The 16,938-nt window shown below is 38.7% G+C and carries 18 protein-coding genes, 1 rRNA gene and 2 pseudogenes; 18 read left to right on the forward strand and 3 right to left on the reverse strand.

Going from position 1 to position 16,938, the window contains the following annotated elements; genetic code table 11:
* The first annotated feature begins 188 nt into the window (after window positions 1-188).
* The 4 genes and pseudogenes from HG567_RS06835 to HG567_RS06845 all read left to right on the forward strand — a co-directional run bounded on the left by HG567_RS06835 (window position 189) and on the right by HG567_RS06845 (window position 2,590).
* On the forward strand, window positions 189-914 hold the full coding sequence (locus HG567_RS06835; RefSeq protein WP_202139605.1) for a toll/interleukin-1 receptor domain-containing protein: 726 nt from the start codon (window positions 189-191) through the stop codon (window positions 912-914).
* An 8-nt stretch (window positions 915-922) separates the two neighbouring features.
* Window positions 923-1,048 (forward strand): hypothetical protein, encoded by a 126-nt coding sequence (locus HG567_RS07900; protein WP_269089642.1) that lies wholly within the window; start codon window positions 923-925, stop codon window positions 1,046-1,048.
* Entirely contained in the window at window positions 1,045-2,109 is a 1,065-nt protein-coding gene (locus tag HG567_RS06840; protein ID WP_237392957.1) for a hypothetical protein, read from the forward strand. The genes HG567_RS07900 and HG567_RS06840 overlap by 4 nt, the downstream gene beginning before the upstream one ends.
* Window positions 2,110-2,120: 11 nt before the next feature.
* A pseudogene (locus tag HG567_RS06845) lies at window positions 2,121-2,590 on the forward strand (hypothetical protein).
* Between the two features lie 554 nt (window positions 2,591-3,144).
* Here the strand turns inward: HG567_RS06845 and HG567_RS06850 are convergent.
* Both HG567_RS06850 and HG567_RS06860 read right to left on the reverse strand, forming a co-directional pair.
* Window positions 3,145-4,648, reverse strand: a 16S ribosomal RNA gene (locus HG567_RS06850).
* 505 nt (window positions 4,649-5,153) lie between these two features.
* Window positions 5,154-5,933 carry a hypothetical protein gene (locus HG567_RS06860; RefSeq protein WP_202139606.1) on the reverse strand — a complete coding sequence of 260 codons (780 nt, stop codon included), beginning with the start codon at window positions 5,931-5,933 and terminating at the stop codon, window positions 5,154-5,156.
* 124 nt (window positions 5,934-6,057) lie between these two features.
* Here HG567_RS06860 and HG567_RS06865 point away from each other — a divergent pair, with 124 nt between their 5' ends.
* The 13 genes from HG567_RS06865 to HG567_RS06925 all read left to right on the forward strand — a co-directional run bounded on the left by HG567_RS06865 (window position 6,058) and on the right by HG567_RS06925 (window position 16,153).
* Window positions 6,058-6,546 carry a peptidylprolyl isomerase gene (locus HG567_RS06865; RefSeq protein ID WP_001993996.1) on the forward strand — a complete coding sequence of 163 codons (489 nt, stop codon included), beginning with the start codon at window positions 6,058-6,060 and terminating at the stop codon, window positions 6,544-6,546.
* Window positions 6,547-6,563: 17 nt separating this feature from the next.
* Complete coding sequence (locus HG567_RS06870) at window positions 6,564-6,794, forward strand: carbon storage regulator (RefSeq protein ID WP_202139607.1); 231 nt, start codon at window positions 6,564-6,566, stop codon at window positions 6,792-6,794.
* Complete coding sequence (locus HG567_RS06875; RefSeq protein ID WP_202139608.1) at window positions 6,791-7,597, forward strand: 4-(cytidine 5'-diphospho)-2-C-methyl-D-erythritol kinase; 807 nt, start codon at window positions 6,791-6,793, stop codon at window positions 7,595-7,597. Before HG567_RS06870 ends, HG567_RS06875 begins: the two co-directional genes overlap by 4 nt.
* The gene (gene smpB, locus HG567_RS06880) at window positions 7,594-8,052 is read left to right on the forward strand and encodes an SsrA-binding protein (RefSeq protein ID WP_000766497.1); all 459 of its coding nucleotides are present in this window, start codon (window positions 7,594-7,596) and stop codon (window positions 8,050-8,052) included. Before HG567_RS06875 ends, smpB begins: the two co-directional genes overlap by 4 nt.
* 5 nt (window positions 8,053-8,057) lie before the next feature.
* Complete coding sequence (gene exbB, locus HG567_RS06885) at window positions 8,058-8,510, forward strand: TonB-system energizer ExbB (RefSeq protein ID WP_000661842.1); 453 nt, start codon at window positions 8,058-8,060, stop codon at window positions 8,508-8,510.
* A 10-nt stretch (window positions 8,511-8,520) separates the two neighbouring features.
* Window positions 8,521-8,922: an ExbD/TolR family protein gene (locus HG567_RS06890; RefSeq protein ID WP_000755082.1), complete on the forward strand. Its 402-nt coding sequence runs from the start codon at window positions 8,521-8,523 to the stop codon at window positions 8,920-8,922.
* A 71-nt stretch (window positions 8,923-8,993) separates the two neighbouring features.
* Window positions 8,994-9,128 (forward strand): 50S ribosomal protein L34, encoded by a 135-nt coding sequence (gene rpmH, locus HG567_RS06895; RefSeq protein ID WP_001847286.1) that lies wholly within the window; start codon window positions 8,994-8,996, stop codon window positions 9,126-9,128.
* Complete coding sequence (gene rnpA, locus HG567_RS06900) at window positions 9,088-9,573, forward strand: ribonuclease P protein component (protein WP_202139609.1); 486 nt, start codon at window positions 9,088-9,090, stop codon at window positions 9,571-9,573. Before rpmH ends, rnpA begins: the two co-directional genes overlap by 41 nt.
* Window positions 9,560-9,913, forward strand: a complete 354-nt coding sequence (yidD, locus tag HG567_RS06905) for a membrane protein insertion efficiency factor YidD (protein ID WP_108288491.1) — start codon at window positions 9,560-9,562, stop codon at window positions 9,911-9,913. The genes rnpA and yidD overlap by 14 nt, the downstream gene beginning before the upstream one ends.
* A gap of 5 nt (window positions 9,914-9,918) precedes the next feature.
* Window positions 9,919-11,565 (forward strand): membrane protein insertase YidC, encoded by a 1,647-nt coding sequence (yidC, locus tag HG567_RS06910; RefSeq protein ID WP_202139610.1) that lies wholly within the window; start codon window positions 9,919-9,921, stop codon window positions 11,563-11,565.
* Window positions 11,565-12,362, forward strand: a complete 798-nt coding sequence (locus HG567_RS06915) for a Jag N-terminal domain-containing protein (protein WP_128051409.1) — start codon at window positions 11,565-11,567, stop codon at window positions 12,360-12,362. Before yidC ends, HG567_RS06915 begins: the two co-directional genes overlap by 1 nt.
* Window positions 12,355-13,707 (forward strand): tRNA uridine-5-carboxymethylaminomethyl(34) synthesis GTPase MnmE, encoded by a 1,353-nt coding sequence (mnmE, locus tag HG567_RS06920; RefSeq protein ID WP_202163782.1) that lies wholly within the window; start codon window positions 12,355-12,357, stop codon window positions 13,705-13,707. The genes HG567_RS06915 and mnmE overlap by 8 nt, the downstream gene beginning before the upstream one ends.
* A gap of 205 nt (window positions 13,708-13,912) precedes the next feature.
* Entirely contained in the window at window positions 13,913-16,153 is a 2,241-nt protein-coding gene (locus tag HG567_RS06925; RefSeq protein WP_202163783.1) for an outer membrane beta-barrel protein, read from the forward strand.
* A 36-nt stretch (window positions 16,154-16,189) separates the two neighbouring features.
* Here the strand turns inward: HG567_RS06925 and HG567_RS06930 are convergent, their stop codons facing one another.
* Entirely contained in the window at window positions 16,190-16,471 is a 282-nt protein-coding gene (locus HG567_RS06930; protein WP_000917062.1) for a jhp0828 family protein, read from the reverse strand.
* A 144-nt stretch (window positions 16,472-16,615) separates the two neighbouring features.
* Between HG567_RS06930 and HG567_RS06935 the strand changes: the two are divergent.
* A pseudogene (locus HG567_RS06935) lies at window positions 16,616-16,879 on the forward strand (plasmid mobilization protein); the annotation flags it as partial.
* Window positions 16,880-16,938 lie beyond the last annotated feature (59 nt).

Below are 16,938 nucleotides of genomic sequence, written 5' to 3' on the forward strand. Positions count from 1 at the left end.
TTCGCTTTTTTGTTTGCAAAAAGACTTTTTTTAGCGGTGGTTTTTAGCTACTCCAACAACCCCCAACACCCCAAAATTCAAGCACTCTTAAGCTAAGTCTAAGTCTACTATAATCAAAGGATTTTAAAGGGAACTTAAATTGTATTTATATTTGAAAATTTGATAAAAATATTAAAGGAAAATATATCATGAAAGCCTTTGTGGTTGATTTAGATGAAAGAGAAAATCGTGAAATTTTATGGAAGTTTTACCTTGATAAAGGGGGGAAAAATAAGCTTGAATACGCTTATTACGACAATCAAGCTGTTTCTAACATACATGAAGTAGCCAATAAGATTAAAACTCTCATTCAAAAGAGTCTAAAAAATAATGGATACACTTTGCTAAATCGCAATGAAATTAAAGAAGCCTTTTTTAGCCCGTTCAAACCGCAGCTAAAAAACGCTCAAGTATTCCTCTCGCATTCGCATGCGGATAAAAATAAGGCTTTAGAAGTTAAAGACTATTTGGAAAGCCAAACAAAACACAAAGTGTTTATAGATTTGCTTTTTTGGGATTATAAAGACAATGTTTTAAACGAGTTAGCAAAATACGATGATATAAGCAAGATTGAAGACGCTTTCACGCTCATTCTCAGAGAATCTTTACAAGATATGATTGAAAAATGCCCTTATTTCGTGTTTTTACAAAGCGGCAACAGTGCTTCCGATCAAGGGCTATCACGCAATCAAGATCTATTAAAAATCACTTATTCCGCATGGATTTATGAAGAATTAAAAATCGCTCATTCTATTAGTGAGAGTCGCCCAATTCCAATGATGGAAAGCATGCAAGTCTTTCATGATATATCGCCATTTTTAGAAAGTTTTGAGACTATAAGGCTTAGCGAACTATCACGCATAATCAATTCATAGGAACAAGCATGTTTTTTAAAACTTATCAAAAATTATTGGGCGCGAGCTGTTTGGCGTTGTATTTAGCGGGCTGTGGGAGTGATAGTAGCGAACCATTGGTTGAGGTTGAAAAAATAGCTTCAATTCTACCGTGAAAATCATTTCTAAAACCGATAACATAGAAATCCAAGACTTGAAGCTCAATCGTGGGAATTGCGAGCATGATCAAAATTTCTTGGTAAAGTTAATACAAGATACAGCCAATGCATACCTGTTTGCATCAGAAAAAGAAAAAGCGATTAAAAACCACCAAGCAAAAATCGCAAGACTTCAAAAAGATTTAGAAGAACTCACGCAGTATGTGCAACAATTCAACAATCTTGATAAATTGTTAGAAAATATTTATAACGCTATCGTTCAAATGGATTACTTTAAACAAGCTAAAGAATATAATAATCCAGCATATGGTGATGCAAAAGCTTTTGATAAAGCTCCTAGAAAATTCAAGCTTCTTTACCAAACAGTTGGTTCTAGTGTAATGAGTAATGACTCTGTTTTATCTAAATCCTTAATAGGAGGATTAGTACATTTATCAGAAGAAAATGATAACCCAATACATGTTGTTAAGAGGATGCTTGATGACTTTCTGAGTAATAAACTGATCTATAAACTGATCTACGAACAGAATACATGGGGAATACTACATGACAATATAATAGGTGCTATTGAAGACACTAAAAACCCCAAAGACTACCCCTATATCAACCTTAAAGAACTCAAAAAATTAATAGATAGTATTGTTGATGATAATGGCAATTTAGCCGATGGCTTTTTGATTTTGAATGAATATCCTAATAGGGTATCAAAAAAAGGTCTTCAAAGCCTTGCTAAACTAAAATCCATGTGGCCTAGCGTAGGGAAATTTTATTTCGCTTATTTGAAAGAAGCTATCCCAAGGCATGCCAAAGAAATTACTGACAAGCAGATTAGTTCTGAAGAAAAATCTATCAAAGCCATTCAAGCCAAGCTGACTAAAACAACCCAAGACATTAGTAAAATGGAAAAAATCATTAAAGATTTAGAAAGCAAGAAAAACACCTTATCAGTGTATTTAAAATTTGGAGAAACTTTCACAGCGCATTATAAATGTCAAAACCTTATAGAAGTTGAAGTCAAAACCGACAAAGGCGCTTGGACTTTTAACTTTAAGAGATAAATCAGGCAAATATGGACAATCATAACCCCACAGACAGAGAAAAAGAAGGAGCAAAAATCCTTATAGAAGAGCTTAAAATCTTGCAGGGCGTTATCAATAGAATGGTGCAAAATTCTTTGGAGTGCAAGAAATGGACACTCGCGCTCGCTGTGGGTGTCTTATCCCTTAAAATAGAAGCGATTTCTAATTCTTATGGGTTATGCATTTTAGGGGTGCTACTTCTATGTTTTTGGTTTTTAGACGCTTATTATCTCACGCAAGAAAGGTTGTTTAGGGAGAGCAATACCAATGGCTCATAGAAAACAGACTTAAAACCGATGAGAGGCTATTTGAAGTCTTTCCTACTCATCAAACTTGCCAATTAACGCAACTCTTATCCGCCATGTTTTCAATTAGCCCTTCTTCAATTAGCCTTCTCCCCTATTGGGTGTTAGCTCTTTGTTTGGTGGGCTATGGTTTGTTTTTAATTCTGTTTCAATGAAGCACTGGCTATAAAACAACTTGACTCCAATCAAACGACAACTTTTAAAGCGTTTTAAGATTTAGGGTATCGCAAAATAACCCCCACCCCCTTATGAATTTCACTATAAAATAAAACTTAAAACTATAAAAATAAGACTTTAAACACCAATACTTGATAAGAACAGAATTTTCAAATCCAAACGCATTCATAATCAGCTCAGACCTACCAAAAACACCAAAAACAAAACTCAAACACAAGAAAAACAAAGCAAAACAACAAAAACCATAAGCAGTAAAAAAACAAACGATTAAGAAATAAAAATTAAAACGCAATAAGTAAGAAATAACAAACAACAAGTAAACTAAACACATTAAACATTAAATATAAAGACACCAACAACTAAAAATATAAGCATTAAGAAATAACAAACAATAAGCAAACAAGAATTAAACAAAATCAAGAAGTAAAAAAGAAAGAAAAGCTCAATCTTTCAAAACTAAGCAACAAGAAGTTCTTTTGTCAGGTAATACTCTTTGGCTTTTAACAAGCGAATGTTAAAAGCTTTTCTCTAGAAAGGAGGTGATCCAACCGCAGGTTCACCTACGGTTACCTTGTTACGACTTCACCCCAGTCGCTGTGTGTGCCGTGGGCAGTAGCCAATTTAGCATCCTGACTTAAGGCAAACACAACTCCCATGGTGTGACGGGCGGTGAGTACAAGACCCGGGAACGTATTCACCGCAACATGGCTGATTTGCGATTACTAGCGATTCCAGCTTCATGCAGGCGAGTTGCAGCCTACAATCCGAACTGAGAGGCGTTTTGAAGATTGGCTCCACTTCGCAGTATTGCTTCTCTTTGTGCACCCCATTGTAGCACGTGTGTAGCCCTAGGCGTAAGGGCCATGATGACTTGACGTCGTCCCCACCTTCCTCCTCCTTACGGAGGCAGTATCCTTAGAGTTCTCAGCATGACCTGTTAGCAACTAAGAAAGGGGGTTGCGCTCGTTGCGGGACTTAACCCAACATCTCACGACACGAGCTGACGACAGCCGTGCAGCACCTGTTTTCAAGGTCTAGCAAGCCAGACACTCCACTATTTCTAGCAGATTCTCTCAATGTCAAGCCTAGGTAAGGTTCTTCGTGTATCTTCGAATTAAACCACATGCTCCACCGCTTGTGCGGGTCCCCGTCTATTCCTTTGAGTTTTAATCTTGCGACCGTACTCCCCAGGCGGGATGCTTAATGCGTTAGCTGCATTACTGGAGAGACTAAGCCCTCCAACAACTAGCATCCATCGTTTAGGGCGTGGACTACCAGGGTATCTAATCCTGTTTGCTCCCCACGCTTTCGCGCAATCAGCGTCAGTAATGTTCCAGCAGGTCGCCTTCGCAATGAGTATTCCTCTTGATCTCTACGGATTTTACCCCTACACCAAGAATTCCACCTACCTCTCCCACACTCTAGAATAGTAGTTTCAAATGCAGTTCTATGGTTAAGCCATAGGATTTCACACCTGACTGACTATCCCGCCTACGCGCTCTTTACGCCCAGTGATTCCGAGTAACGCTTGCACCCTCCGTATTACCGCGGCTGCTGGCACGGAGTTAGCCGGTGCTTATTCGTTAGATACCGTCATTATCTTCTCTAACAAAAGGAGTTTACAATCCTAAAACCTTCATCCTCCACGCGGCGTTGCTGCTTCAGGGTTTCCCCCATTGAGCAATATTCCCTACTGCTGCCTCCCGTAGGAGTCTGGACCGTGTCTCAGTTCCAGTGTGTCCGTTCACCCTCTCAGGCCGGATACCCGTCATAGCCTTGGTAAGCCATTACCTTACCAACAAGCTGATAGGACATAGGCTGATCTCTTAGCGATAAATCTTTCCCCCGTAGGGAGTATCTGGTATTAATCATCGTTTCCAATGGCTATCCCAAACTAAGAGGCACATGACCTATGCGTTACTCACCCGTGCGCCACTAATCAGCACTCTAGCAAGCTAGAAGCTTCATCGTTCGACTTGCATGTATTAGGCACGCCGCCAGCGTTCACTCTGAGCCAGGATCAAACTCTCCATAAAAGTGTTTGTCCTAAAGCTCTTTTGTTTTTTGATAGGCTATCATTATTTCTAATAATAGCTTTAGCGTATCACAAGAACTCGTTTTATACTTTATTGAATAAAACGGGTTGTGTTCTTAAGTATTACAACAACAAAACAGAAAGAAACTTTTCAAAAAGGTTTAGCCAAACGCTAACCTTAAAATACTCTCATGCCATTCAGTCATCAATCATAATGATATAAATGATATAATCATCATAATCAATGAAATTGATTGGCACTGGTTGGATAAGAATTTCTTATAAAAGAATGAAAGTTATTGAAACCCTCACTCTTTTTATAATAAGTCATCCTTAAATCATTTAGAATATCCCTTTAAAAAAAACTTCTATCAATTTGCTTAGTTTTCAAAGATCGTTTGCTTTTAATCAGCTATCCTTGTAAGTTATCAAGCGGCTTTTTAAAAGCCCTTGCTGAAACAAGGAAATGAAAGTATAGTCATAGAAAGCTTAAGGTTTGCTTAAATCTAGGGAATGTTTGGGAAAATATTTTGATTTTTTAGAGCGTTTAAAAATTTTACGATCTTTTCTTTAGGGATAATCACTAAACTTTCGTGGTTTTCTAAAGTGCTACTAGCCATTCCCATAAACTCCCCCACTTCGCTAAAATAAGGCCTCCCTCCCCACAACACGCTCCCCTTTTTAAAAGAACTATCAAGCGAAAGAAACTTTTTAGATTTCAAAAGTTCAGCCACAGAAATGTCCGTTATCTGTATGGAAAAAGAATTCCCCTCATTTAACGCTGGGTAGTAGAGATCAGAATTGGGTGTTTTTTGATCGGTATAAGGATTTGAATGGAAAGTTTGAGCGTATTTGGCATAAATCCTTGCATGATAATAACTCTCTTCTCTTTTATGGCAATAATCGTCTCTAAAATCGGCAGTTTTTAAAAGCGAAAGCCCTTGATTCCTATCCATCGCTTCAAGGTGCAAGCTGGCTATACAAATCAGCTCTTTAGCGCTACTGTCTTGCATTTTGGCTAAAATCGTTTTAGGGTATAAGCCGTTAGAATAAAGCGTTTCAGAAGAAGCGATATAACGCCCGTTTTTGAGCAAAGTCGCATAGCCTTCTTTATAAGTCCCATCGCTAAAATACACTTTCAATAACGCAACAGAATAAACCCATGCAGGGAGCGTTGGATCAAGGGGCGGTTCGTCTCTAACGATCTGAATGTTATTAGCGTTCATCATGCATGAAAATAAAACGATGCAACAACCAACCGCTAATCTTTTATGCCAAAACGCCATTATCCAACTTACCGCTTAAATTTCAAAAGTATCCTACAACACTATCGGCTAAAATACCATTTGTTTTAATTTGTTGCTATAATTAGATCATTTGAATGACAAAAGCTTATCGCAAAGGTTTATGATGGATCCAATTAAAACTTATGAAATTAAAGAAGAAGAGCTTGCAAAAACCGCTTACGCCACAATCAAAACCAATAAAGGCAATATCGCTCTAGAGCTTTTTTACAAAGACGCGCCCCAAGCGGTGAGTAACTTTGTAGCTCTAGCTAAAGAGGGTTTTTATGATGGGCTTAATTTCCATCGTGTGATCGCCGGCTTTGTGGCTCAAGGAGGTTGCCCTTATGGCACAGGCACAGGCGGGCCAGGACACCGCATTAAATGCGAAGTGGCCCATAACCCCAACAAGCACAAAAGAGGCTCTATTTCTATGGCGCATGCTGGGAGAGACACAGGGGGGAGTCAATTTTTCTTGTGTTTTGTGGATTTGCCCCATTTAGATGGCGAACACACCGTGTTTGGCAAGATCACTAGTGCAGAAGGTCTTAGCGTTTTGGATAAAATCAAGCAAGGCGATATAATAGAAAGCGTTGTGTTTAGCTCTTCTCTATAAGGAACAAGAAACTAGACATGCTCATACTCAGCCGCAAAGTTAATGAAGGGATTGTCATTGATGATAATATCCACATTAAAGTCATTTCCATAGATAGAGGGAGTGTGCGTTTAGGGTTTGAAGCGCCTGGAAGCACCCTTATTTTGCGCGCTGAACTCAAAGAGGCTATTGTGAGCGAAAACCAAAAAGCTTCTGCGTGCGTAGATGAAAGCTTGTTAGAAAACATCAAAAAGGTCATTAAGCCTTGACGTATGTTTTTGAGGTTTATCCTAAAATCAATATTTTTTTAAAAATCCTTCACAAAGAAGGGGCTTACCACAAGCTCATTTCTCGCATGTGTTTGGTCAAAGACAAGCTCAAAGACATTATCAGCGTCAAAAGCGCGCTTTCCTTTTCGCTAAAAGGGGATTTTGACTGCCCTTTAGAAGAAAACTCGCTCTTTAAAGCCCTCCAAGTTTTAAAAAATTTTTTAAAATCAAAAAATTTCTCTCATTCTGTCATCAAATCCCTAGACACCCTAGCGATTGAAGTGGAAAAAAACATCCCCACTCAAGCCGGGTTAGGCGGTGGGAGTGCTGATGCTGGGGGGCTATTGTATCATTTAAATCGGATTTTTGACTGGCATTTGAGTTTAAAAGAGCTTTATAGCATGGGATCTTTAGTGGGTGCGGACACCAATTTTTTCATCTCACAATACAAAAGCGCTAACGCTACTTCTTATGGCGAAGTCATTGAAAATTTTGAAGAAGAGCCTTTAGAAAATCGCCTAGAAATCTATGCGCCAAATCATGTTTTTTGCAGCACCAAAGCCGTTTATCAAGCCTATAAGCCTGAAACTTGTTTTTCTCAAGCTAAAGAATGGCTTAAAAAGCCGAGTTTGGAATGCCTAAAGACTTGCGACAGAAACGAATTAAACGATCTTTTAAAACCGGCTTTACTCACTAACCAAGCCTTAAGAGGTATAGAAAGCGAACTGGGCAAGGAGTGGTTTTTTAGCGGGAGCGGGAGCGCGTTTTTTAGGCTAAAGCCTGCGTTAAAAGGGGGCGAATGAAACTCATTGCCAGCAATAAAAAAGCCTATTTTGACTATGAAATTTTGGAAACTTTGGAAGCGGGATTAGTGCTTTTAGGCTCTGAAGTGAAGGCTTTGAGGCAAACTAGGGTGAATTTAAAAGATAATTTTGTTAAAATAATCAAAGGAGAAGCTTTTTTATTTGGTGTTCATATATCATATTTAGATACAATCCATGCGTATTACAAGCCCAATGAAAGGCGAGAGCGTAAGTTGCTTTTACACAAAAAGCAATTATTGAAATGGCAGATTGAAGCGTCTAAAGAACGCTTGAGTATCGTAGGATTGAAATTGTATTTTAACCAAAGGAATAAAGCTAAAATCCAAATTGCTTTAGTGAAAGGAAAAAAATTGCACGATAAAAGACAAAGTCTTAAAGAAAAAGCGCTCAATAAAGAAATTCTTGCTGATTTAAAACACCACTTTAAAGGATAATAATAATGAAAGAAATGGTAGATTATGGGATTATAGGGTTTTTGATCTTCCTCTCTGTTATCGTTATAGCGATCGCAATAGAAAGGTTGTGGTTTTTTGCCACTCTTCGTGTAGATGACTACACAGACAGGCGCAAATTAGAACTAGCCTTGCACAAACGACTGACTTTAGTAGCCACGATTGGCTCAAACGCTCCTTATATCGGTCTTTTAGGGACGGTTATGGGGATCATGCTCACCTTTATGGATTTAGGCTCAGCTTCTGGCATTGACACTAAGGCGATCATGACTAATTTAGCCCTTGCTTTAAAAGCGACTGGCATGGGGTTATTGGTAGCGATCCCTGCGATTGTGATTTATAACTTGTTAGTGAGAAAAAGCGAGATTTTAGTTACCAAATGGGATATTTTCCACCACCCGGTTGATACGCAATCCCATGAGGTTTATAGCAAAGCCTAAGGATTGAGCGGTGAAAAAAGTAGAATCCATGAATGTGGTGCCTTTCATTGACATCATGCTTGTGTTGCTAGTGATCGTGCTTACAACGGCGTCTTTTGTGCAAACTTCAAAGCTCCCTATTAGCATTCCTCAAGTGGATAAGGATAGCACTGACTCTAAAGATGTGTTGGACAAAAAACAAGTTACGATCGCTATTTCTAATAAGGGTTCTTTTTATTTTGACGATAAAGAAATCAGCTTTGAAAATTTAAAGCATAAGGTTTCCACTTTGGCTAAAGACACCCCTATTGTCTTGCAAGGCGATAAGAAAAGCAATTTGGATAACTTTATCAAAGTCGTGGATTTATTGCAAACAAACAATCTGAAACAGCTTTACATTCTTGTTGAAGATAAAAAGAATCAAAAAAATTAGTTTTAGTCAATTTTTAGCATTCTTTAGCTAAAATCTACACTTATGTTTAATTTTTATCAAGGGAGTTTTAAATGAAACGCACTTACCAACCACATAACACACCAAGAAAGCGAACCCATGGCTTTCTTGTGAGGATGAAAACCAAAAACGGGCGCAAGGTGATTAATGCCAGACGAGCTAAGGGCAGAAAAAAGCTTTCCGTCTAAACCCTATGACTCTTTAAAAAACAAGAGCGAGTTTGATAGGGTTTATCAAAAGGGGTTTAAAAAACATAACCCTTTTTTTTCGCTCTTTGTTTTGGATTTGTCAAAAGAGTCGCCAAAAGAAAAAGAGGGCTTTAAAGATCCGCTCTCTTGTAGGCTTAAAGACAAAAAAACGCTTTATTTATTAGGTTTAAGTGTGTCCAAAAAAGTTGGCAACGCCGTGAAACGAAACCTTATCAAACGCCGTTTGCGTTCGCTTACATTAAAGCATGCCGCTCTTTGTCAAGGGCTTGCTTTGGTGTTTGTGCCTAGAAGCGATTGTTACCATTTGGATTTTTGGGCTTTAGAAAAACATTTTTTAGAAATGCTAACTTCCATTAAAAACTATATGAACAAAACCTTAAAAGACTTGAAAAAAGGAATAATTCATACCTATGCGAAACAATAAAACGCCTTTTTTGAGCGCGATTTTTACGGCATCAATTAGGGGTTACCAACGCTTTTTTTCGGCTTTCACCCCTTCAAGCTGTCGGTTTTACCCCACTTGCTCCAACTACGCTCTGTGGTTGCTCTGTTTTGAAAGCCCTTTGAGCGCTATGGGTAAGATCGCTATAAGGATACTCTCATGCAACCCTTTTTGCTCTGGGGGCATTGCTTACCCTACTACTCGCTTGAAACGCCCTAGTTTGCTCCAATCTCATAAAGATTCTAATCGCAATTTTAAAACCATCACTTTTTGGCTCATTCCCACCAAAAGCCACGCAACTTACTACATCATTAAGGTTTAATCACAATGGATAAAAACAACAATAATAATCTGCGCTTGATTTTAGCGATCGCTCTGTCTTTCTTGTTTATCGCTCTTTATAGCTATTTTTTCCAAAAACCAAACAAAACAACAACCCAAACCACAAAGCAAGAAACAACCAACAACCATACAGCAACAAGTCCTAACGCACCCAACGCCCAACATTTTAGCGTTACTCAAACCATCCCACAAGAGAGTTTGTTAAGCACGATTTCTTTTGAGCATGCCAAAATTGAAATTGATTCTTTAGGGCGCATCAAACAGGTTTATCTCAAGGATAAAAAATACCTAACCCCCAAACAAAAGGGCTTTTTAGAGCATGTGGGCCATCTTTTTAGCTCCAAAGAAAATGTGCAACCCCCCCTAAAAGAACTCCCCCTTTTAGCGGCCGATAAACTCAAGCCTTTAGAAGTGCGTTTTTTAGACCCCACGCTCAATAACAAAGCGTTCAACACCCCTTATAGCGCTTCAAAAACCACCCTTGGGCCTAACGAACAGCTTGTTTTAACCCAAGATTTAGGCGATCTTAGCATCATTAAAACTTTGACTTTCTATGATGATTTGCATTATGATTTAAAAATCGCCTTCAAATCGCCCAATAACCTTATCCCTAGCTATGTGATCACCAATGGTTACAGGCCGGTGGCTGATTTGGACAGCTACACCTTTTCAGGCGTGCTTTTAGAAAATAACGACAAAAAAATTGAAAAAATTGAGGATAAAGACGCTAAAGAAATCAAACGCTTTTCTAACACCCTCTTTTTATCCAGCGTGGATAGGTATTTCACCACCTTGCTTTTCACTAAAGATCCTCAAGGTTTTGAAGCCTTAATCGATTCAGAAATAGGGACTAAAAACCCCTTAGGCTTCATTTCCCTTAAAAATGAAGCGAATTTGCATGGCTATATTGGCCCTAAGGATTACCGCTCTTTGAAAGCGATTTCGCCGATACTTACGGATGTGATAGAGTATGGCTTAATCACATTTTTTGCAAAAGGCGTGTTTGTTTTACTGGATTATTTGTATCAATTTGTGGGCAATTGGGGTTGGGCTATCATTTTTTTAACGATTATCGTGCGCCTAATCCTTTATCCTTTAAGCTATAAGGGCATGGTGAGCATGCAAAAGCTCAAAGAATTAGCCCCTAAAATGAAAGAACTCCAAGAAAAATACAAGGGCGAACCCCAAAAATTGCAAGCCCACATGATGCAGCTTTACAAAAAACATGGGGCCAACCCGCTAGGGGGTTGTTTGCCCTTAATTTTACAAATCCCGGTGTTTTTTGCCATTTATAGAGTGCTTTATAACGCTGTGGAATTGAAAAGCTCAGAGTGGATTCTATGGATCCATGATTTATCCATCATGGATCCGTATTTTATTTTACCGCTTCTTATGGGAGCGTCTATGTATTGGCACCAAAGCGTTACGCCAAACACCATGACCGATCCCATGCAAGCAAAGATCTTTAAACTCTTACCCCTATTATTCACGATCTTTTTAATCACTTTCCCTGCAGGCTTAGTCTTGTATTGGACCACGAACAACATCCTTTCGGTGTTGCAACAACTCATCATCAATAAAGTCTTAGAGAACAAAAAACGCATGCATGCACAAAACAAAAAGGAACATTGATGCAAAATCCTATTGAAATCAAAGCCAAAACCTTAGAAGAAGCCCTTATCCAGGCTTCTATCGCCTTGAATTGCCCCATTATTAATTTGCAATATGAAGTCATTCAAACGCCCTCTAAAGGTTTTTTAAACATCGGTAAAAAAGAAGCCATTATTTTAGCGAGCGTTAAAGAAAGCGTTAAAGAGGTTAAAGAAGAGAGCGTTAAAGAAACCAACACGAAAGAAAACCATCAAAACAATATAGAAGAAAAAAAACAAAACTTAGAAACAGAAACACCGCAAGAAGAAAGAATCACCCCTAAACCCCCTAAAAAAAACCCTAAAGAAGAATCTCATAATGGGGACAAACTCCATGAAATTAAGCAAGAATTGAAAGACTTATTCTCCCACTTACCCTATAAAATCAATAAAGTGGAAGTCAGCCTTTATGAACCGGGGGTGTTATTGATTAATATTGATGGCGAAGATTCCGCCCTTTTGATTGGCGAAAAAGGCTATCGTTACAAAGCCCTTTCTTACTTGCTCTTTAACTGGATCCACCCTACTTATGGCTATAGCATCCGCTTAGAAATTTCTACCTTTTTGCAAAACCAAGAAAAGGTTATGGAAGCGCAACTCCAAAGCGTGATCATGACCGTGCATGAAGTGGGTAAAGGGCAGATGAAAGCCCCTGATGGCGTTTTAACCTATATCGCTTTAAAGAAGTTGCGAAAAGCGTTCCCCAACAAATATGTCTCCATTAAAACCAACTTAAACGATGAAAAATACATCGTCATCAACGACTTTAACAATGAATGACACCATCGCCGCTATCGCCACCCCTTTAGGCAAGGGAGCGATTAGCATCATTAAAATCAGCGGCCATAACGCTCTAAATGTCCTCAAACAACTCACCCAAAAACAAGACTTCACCCCCAGATACGCTTATGTGCGCGATATTTTTTCTGATGGTGTTTTATTAGACAAAGCGTTAGTCATTTATTTCAAAGCCCCTTATAGTTTCACCGGTGAAGATGTGTGCGAAATCCAATGCCATGGAAGCCCCCTTTTAGCGCAACATATCTTACAAGCTTGTTTGAATTTAGGGGCTAGGCTTGCTAAAGCGGGGGAATTTAGCAAAAAAGCCTTTTTAAACCATAAAATGGATTTGAGCGAGATTGAAGCGAGCGTTCAGCTCATCCTTTGTGAAGATGAAAGCGTTTTAAACGCTCTGGCCAGGCAGCTTAAGGGCGAGTTGAAAATTTTTATTGAAGAGGCCAGGAATAATCTTTTAAAGCTTTTGGCGAGCTCAGAAGTTTTGATTGATTATAGCGAAGAAGACATCCCTAGCGATTTTTTAAAGGAAGTGTCTTTTAATTTAGAAAAACAAATCGCCTCTTTTAAAGACTTATTGGATTTTTCTAACATGCAAAAACAAAAAAACAAAGGGCATGCCTTAAGCATTGTTGGCAAACCCAATGCCGGCAAAAGTTCCCTATTAAACGCCATGCTTTTAGAAGAAAGGGCTTTAGTGAGCGATATTAAAGGCACGACAAGAGACACTATAGAAGAAGTCATTGAACTAAAAGGGCATAAGGTGCGCTTGATTGACACGGCTGGCATTAGAGAGAGCGCGGATGAAATAGAGCGTTTAGGGATTGAAAAAAGCCTTAAAAGTTTAGAAAATTGCGACATTATTTTGGGCGTGTTTGATCTTTCTAAACCCCTAGAAAAAGAAGATTTTAGCCTTATAGACACCCTTAATCGCGTCAAAAAGCCTTGCATTGTTGTTTTGAATAAAAACGATTTAGCCCCTAAGTTGGAGCTTGAAATTTTAAAATCTTATCTTAAAATCCCTTATTCTTTACTAGAAACCAACACCCTAAATTCCAAGGCTTGTTTGAAAGATTTGAGCCAAAAAATCAGCGCCTTTTTCCCCAAACTAGACACTCAAAACAAGCTCTTACTCACTTCCCTAGCCCAAAAAACCGCCCTAGAAAACGCCATTTTTGAATTGCAAAACGCTAAAAACCATTTAGAAACTTTGGAGCTTTTTTCTTATCATCTTTTAAGTGCGATAGAAAGCTTGAACTTGCTCACCCGCCCTTATGAAACCAGCCAAATGCTAGACAGCATGTTTAGCGAATTTTGCTTAGGCAAATGAAACCGCTTAAAGAATGGGTTAAAACCCCTTTTTAGCGCCACTTTTTAAGACTTTTTTACACATTAGCGCCGTTTAATACCCATATTATTCACAAAAACAATACTGCCATTTTTCAAAAAGGTGTAAAATAAGCTAGTTTAAAATATATACATACTATAAGCTATTTTTGAGTAAAAATGTCAAAAAAGACCATTAAGGAGATTTCATGTTAAAGCTCGCTAGCAAAACGATTTGTTTGTCCCTAATCGGCTCATTCACCGCTTTAGAAGCCTACCAAAAGCACCAAAAAGACGGCTTTTTTATAGAAGCCGGGTTTGAAACCGGGCTGTTGCAAGGCACACAAACCCAAGAACAAACCATAGCCACCACTCAAGAAAAACCCAAACCAAAACCCAAACCAAAACCCATTACCCCTCAAAGCACCTATGGGAAATACTACATCTCCCAAAGCACCATTTTAAAGAATGCGACTGAGTTGTTTGCAGAGGACAATATCACCAACTTAACCTTTTATTCTTTAAACCCTGTGTATGTAACCGCTTATAACCAAGAAAGCGCTGAAGAAGCTGGCTATGGTGATAGCAGTTTGATTATGATACAAAACTTCCTGCCTTATAATTTAAACAATATTGAGCTGAGCTATACAGACAATCAAGGCAATGTAGTCAGTTTGGGCGTGATAGAGACTATCCCTAAACAATCTCAAATCATTCTGCCCGCAAGCTTGTTTAACGATCCGCAACTTAACGCCGATGGCTTCCAGCAACTCCAAACCACCACCACAAAATTTTCTGATGCCAGCACGCAGAATCTGTTTGATAAGCTCAGTAAGGTTACAACCAATCTTCAAATGACTTATATCAATTACAACCAATTTTCTAGCGGTAACGGCACTGGTTCTAAACCCCCATGCCCTCCATACGAAAATCAAGAAAACTGCACGGCTAAAGTGCCGTCTTTCACCTCTCAAGACGCTAAGAATTTGACCAATTTAATGCTGAACATGATGGCGGTGTTTGATTCTAAATCTTGGGAAGATGCTATTAAAAACGCCCCCTTCCAGTTTAGCGACAACAACCTGTCAAAGCCATGTTATTCTGATTATTCTACATGCGTGAATCCTTACAACGATGGGCTTGTTGATCCTAAATTGATCGCTAAAAATAAAGGAGATGAATACAATATAGAAAACGGGCAAACAGGCTCAGTGATATTAACGCCGCAAGACGTTATCTATAGCTATAGAGTTACGAATAATCTTTATGTGAATCTCTTGCCCCCAAGAGGAGGGGATTTAGGGCTAGGGTCTCAATATGGCGGCCCGAATGGCCCAGGCGATGATGGCACCAATTTTGGCGCTTTAGGGATATTGTCTCCTTTCTTGGATCCTGAAATGCTCTTTGGCAAAGAATTGAATAAAGTCGCCATCATGCAATTAAGAGACATCATCCATGAATACGGGCATACCTTAGGTTATACGCATAACGGGAACATGACTTATCAAAGGGTGCGCATGTGTGTAGAAAACAATGGGCCAGAAGAGCGCTGTCAGGGCGGGAAGATAGAGCAAGTGAATGGACAAGAAGTGCAAGTGTTTGACAACGGGCATGAAGTGCGAGACACCGATGGCTCTTTCTATGATGTGTGTTCTCGTTTTGGCGGCCAAGGCCAGCCCGCTTTCCCTAGCAGTTACCCCAATTCCATTTATACTGATTGCTCTCAAGTCCCCGCCGGGCTTATAGGCGTTACCAGTGCGGTTTGGCAGCAACTCATCGATCAAAACGCCCTACCGGTGGATTACACTAATTTGAGCAGCCAAACTAACTATTTAAACGCTAGTTTGAACACGCAAGATTTTGCGACCACTATGCTTAGCGCGATCAGTCAAAGCCTTTCATCTTCTAAATCTAGCACCACTACCTATCGCACTTCAAAAACCTCACGGCCCTTTGGAGCCCCCCTATTAGGCGTTAATCTTAAAATGGGCTATCAAAAATACTTTAATGATTACTTAGGGTTGTCTTCTTATGGCATTATCAAATACAACTACGCTCAAGCCAATAACGAAAAAATCCAACAATTAAGCTATGGCGTGGGAATGGATGTGTTGTTTGATTTCATCACCAATTACACCAACGAAAAGAACCCTAAAAACAATCTAACCAAGAAAGTTTTCACTTCCTCTCTTGGGGTGTTTGGGGGGTTAAGGGGCTTATACAACAGCTATTATTTGTTGAACCAATACAAAGGGAGCGGTAATTTAAATGTGACCGGTGGGTTGAATTACCGCTACAAGCATTCTAAATATTCTATAGGCATTAGCGTTCCTTTGGTCCAGTTGAAATCTAGGGTCGTTTCTAGCGATGGTGCAACCACCAATTCTATCACTCTCAATGAAGGGGGCAGTCATTTTAAAGTGTTTTTTAACTATGGGTGGATTTTCTAGGGGTTAAAAATATTCTTTTTAACTCTCTATTGGCTCCTAAGAATTAAGAGCGAATTGCCAAATTTCACTAGCATTCTTAGGCTTAAAGTTTTCAGTCGTATTAGGATTATCAATATCTAATAAATCTTTTTTTAACTCATCATTAGGAATATATTTACTAGCTAAATTCTCATCTTTCTTAGCTTGAGAATATTGCTTTTTAATCTCTTTCATTTGTGTTTTAATTTCTAAAACCTTACTTTGATATTTAGCTAATTGTTTTTCTAATTTGCCAAGCTCTTTATAAAAATTAGCCCCCATTTCTACATTTTTTAACATCTTATCTCCTTAACTTAATCAATCATAACAACCCCATTATATCTAAACTTAACCACAATAAAATGGGTAACCACAAATAACGGCGGCTATAAATACCGCTTATTCTTGCAATGGGGTAATCCCCCTTGACCCCCTAAAAATCAAATGAGAGAACAGGTGAATACAAACAAACAAGTTATTAAAAGTCTTAGGCTATCTAAAGAACAATGGCAAACTATCCAAACTCAAATGCAAGAAAAAAATTTAAACTTTTCGCAATTAGTTTTAAACTTTCTTTTAACTCAAAACTCACAAACTCCAACAAAATCTAAAAAACAAAAAGCTATTGTCAATAAAGAGCTAATCATTGAATTAGCTAAGTGGGGAAACAATTTAAATCAAATCGCTAAATGTCTCAACACTAATAAAGAAGCGTTGTAATCATTTGAAAGCGTGCTAGCGATCAGATGACCCATGCTAGCTTTTTC

It is taken from the genome of Helicobacter pylori (assembly GCF_016755635.1).
Lineage (GTDB): Bacteria > Campylobacterota > Campylobacteria > Campylobacterales > Helicobacteraceae > Helicobacter > Helicobacter pylori_CQ.

What these genes read in the sequence shown, in the direction of transcription:
- smpB (WP_000766497.1), top strand. Translation starts at nt 7,594, where the DNA reads ATGAAACTCATTGCCAGCAATAAAAAAGCCTATTTTGACTATGAAATT.
- HG567_RS06860 (WP_202139606.1), bottom strand. Translation starts at nt 5,933, where the DNA reads ATGGCGTTTTGGCATAAAAGATTAGCGGTTGGTTGTTGCATCGTTTTA.
- rpmH (WP_001847286.1), top strand. Translation starts at nt 8,994, where the DNA reads ATGAAACGCACTTACCAACCACATAACACACCAAGAAAGCGAACCCAT.
- rnpA (WP_202139609.1), top strand. Translation starts at nt 9,088, where the DNA reads ATGCCAGACGAGCTAAGGGCAGAAAAAAGCTTTCCGTCTAAACCCTAT.
- yidC (WP_202139610.1), top strand. Translation starts at nt 9,919, where the DNA reads ATGGATAAAAACAACAATAATAATCTGCGCTTGATTTTAGCGATCGCT.
- exbB (WP_000661842.1), top strand. Translation starts at nt 8,058, where the DNA reads ATGAAAGAAATGGTAGATTATGGGATTATAGGGTTTTTGATCTTCCTC.
- HG567_RS06835 (WP_202139605.1), top strand. Translation starts at nt 189, where the DNA reads ATGAAAGCCTTTGTGGTTGATTTAGATGAAAGAGAAAATCGTGAAATT.
- HG567_RS06930 (WP_000917062.1), bottom strand. Translation starts at nt 16,471, where the DNA reads ATGTTAAAAAATGTAGAAATGGGGGCTAATTTTTATAAAGAGCTTGGC.
- yidD (WP_108288491.1), top strand. Translation starts at nt 9,560, where the DNA reads ATGCGAAACAATAAAACGCCTTTTTTGAGCGCGATTTTTACGGCATCA.
- HG567_RS07900 (WP_269089642.1), top strand. Translation starts at nt 923, where the DNA reads ATGTTTTTTAAAACTTATCAAAAATTATTGGGCGCGAGCTGTTTGGCG.
- HG567_RS06915 (WP_128051409.1), top strand. Translation starts at nt 11,565, where the DNA reads ATGCAAAATCCTATTGAAATCAAAGCCAAAACCTTAGAAGAAGCCCTT.
- HG567_RS06865 (WP_001993996.1), top strand. Translation starts at nt 6,058, where the DNA reads ATGGATCCAATTAAAACTTATGAAATTAAAGAAGAAGAGCTTGCAAAA.
- HG567_RS06925 (WP_202163783.1), top strand. Translation starts at nt 13,913, where the DNA reads ATGTTAAAGCTCGCTAGCAAAACGATTTGTTTGTCCCTAATCGGCTCA.
- mnmE (WP_202163782.1), top strand. Translation starts at nt 12,355, where the DNA reads ATGAATGACACCATCGCCGCTATCGCCACCCCTTTAGGCAAGGGAGCG.
- HG567_RS06870 (WP_202139607.1), top strand. Translation starts at nt 6,564, where the DNA reads ATGCTCATACTCAGCCGCAAAGTTAATGAAGGGATTGTCATTGATGAT.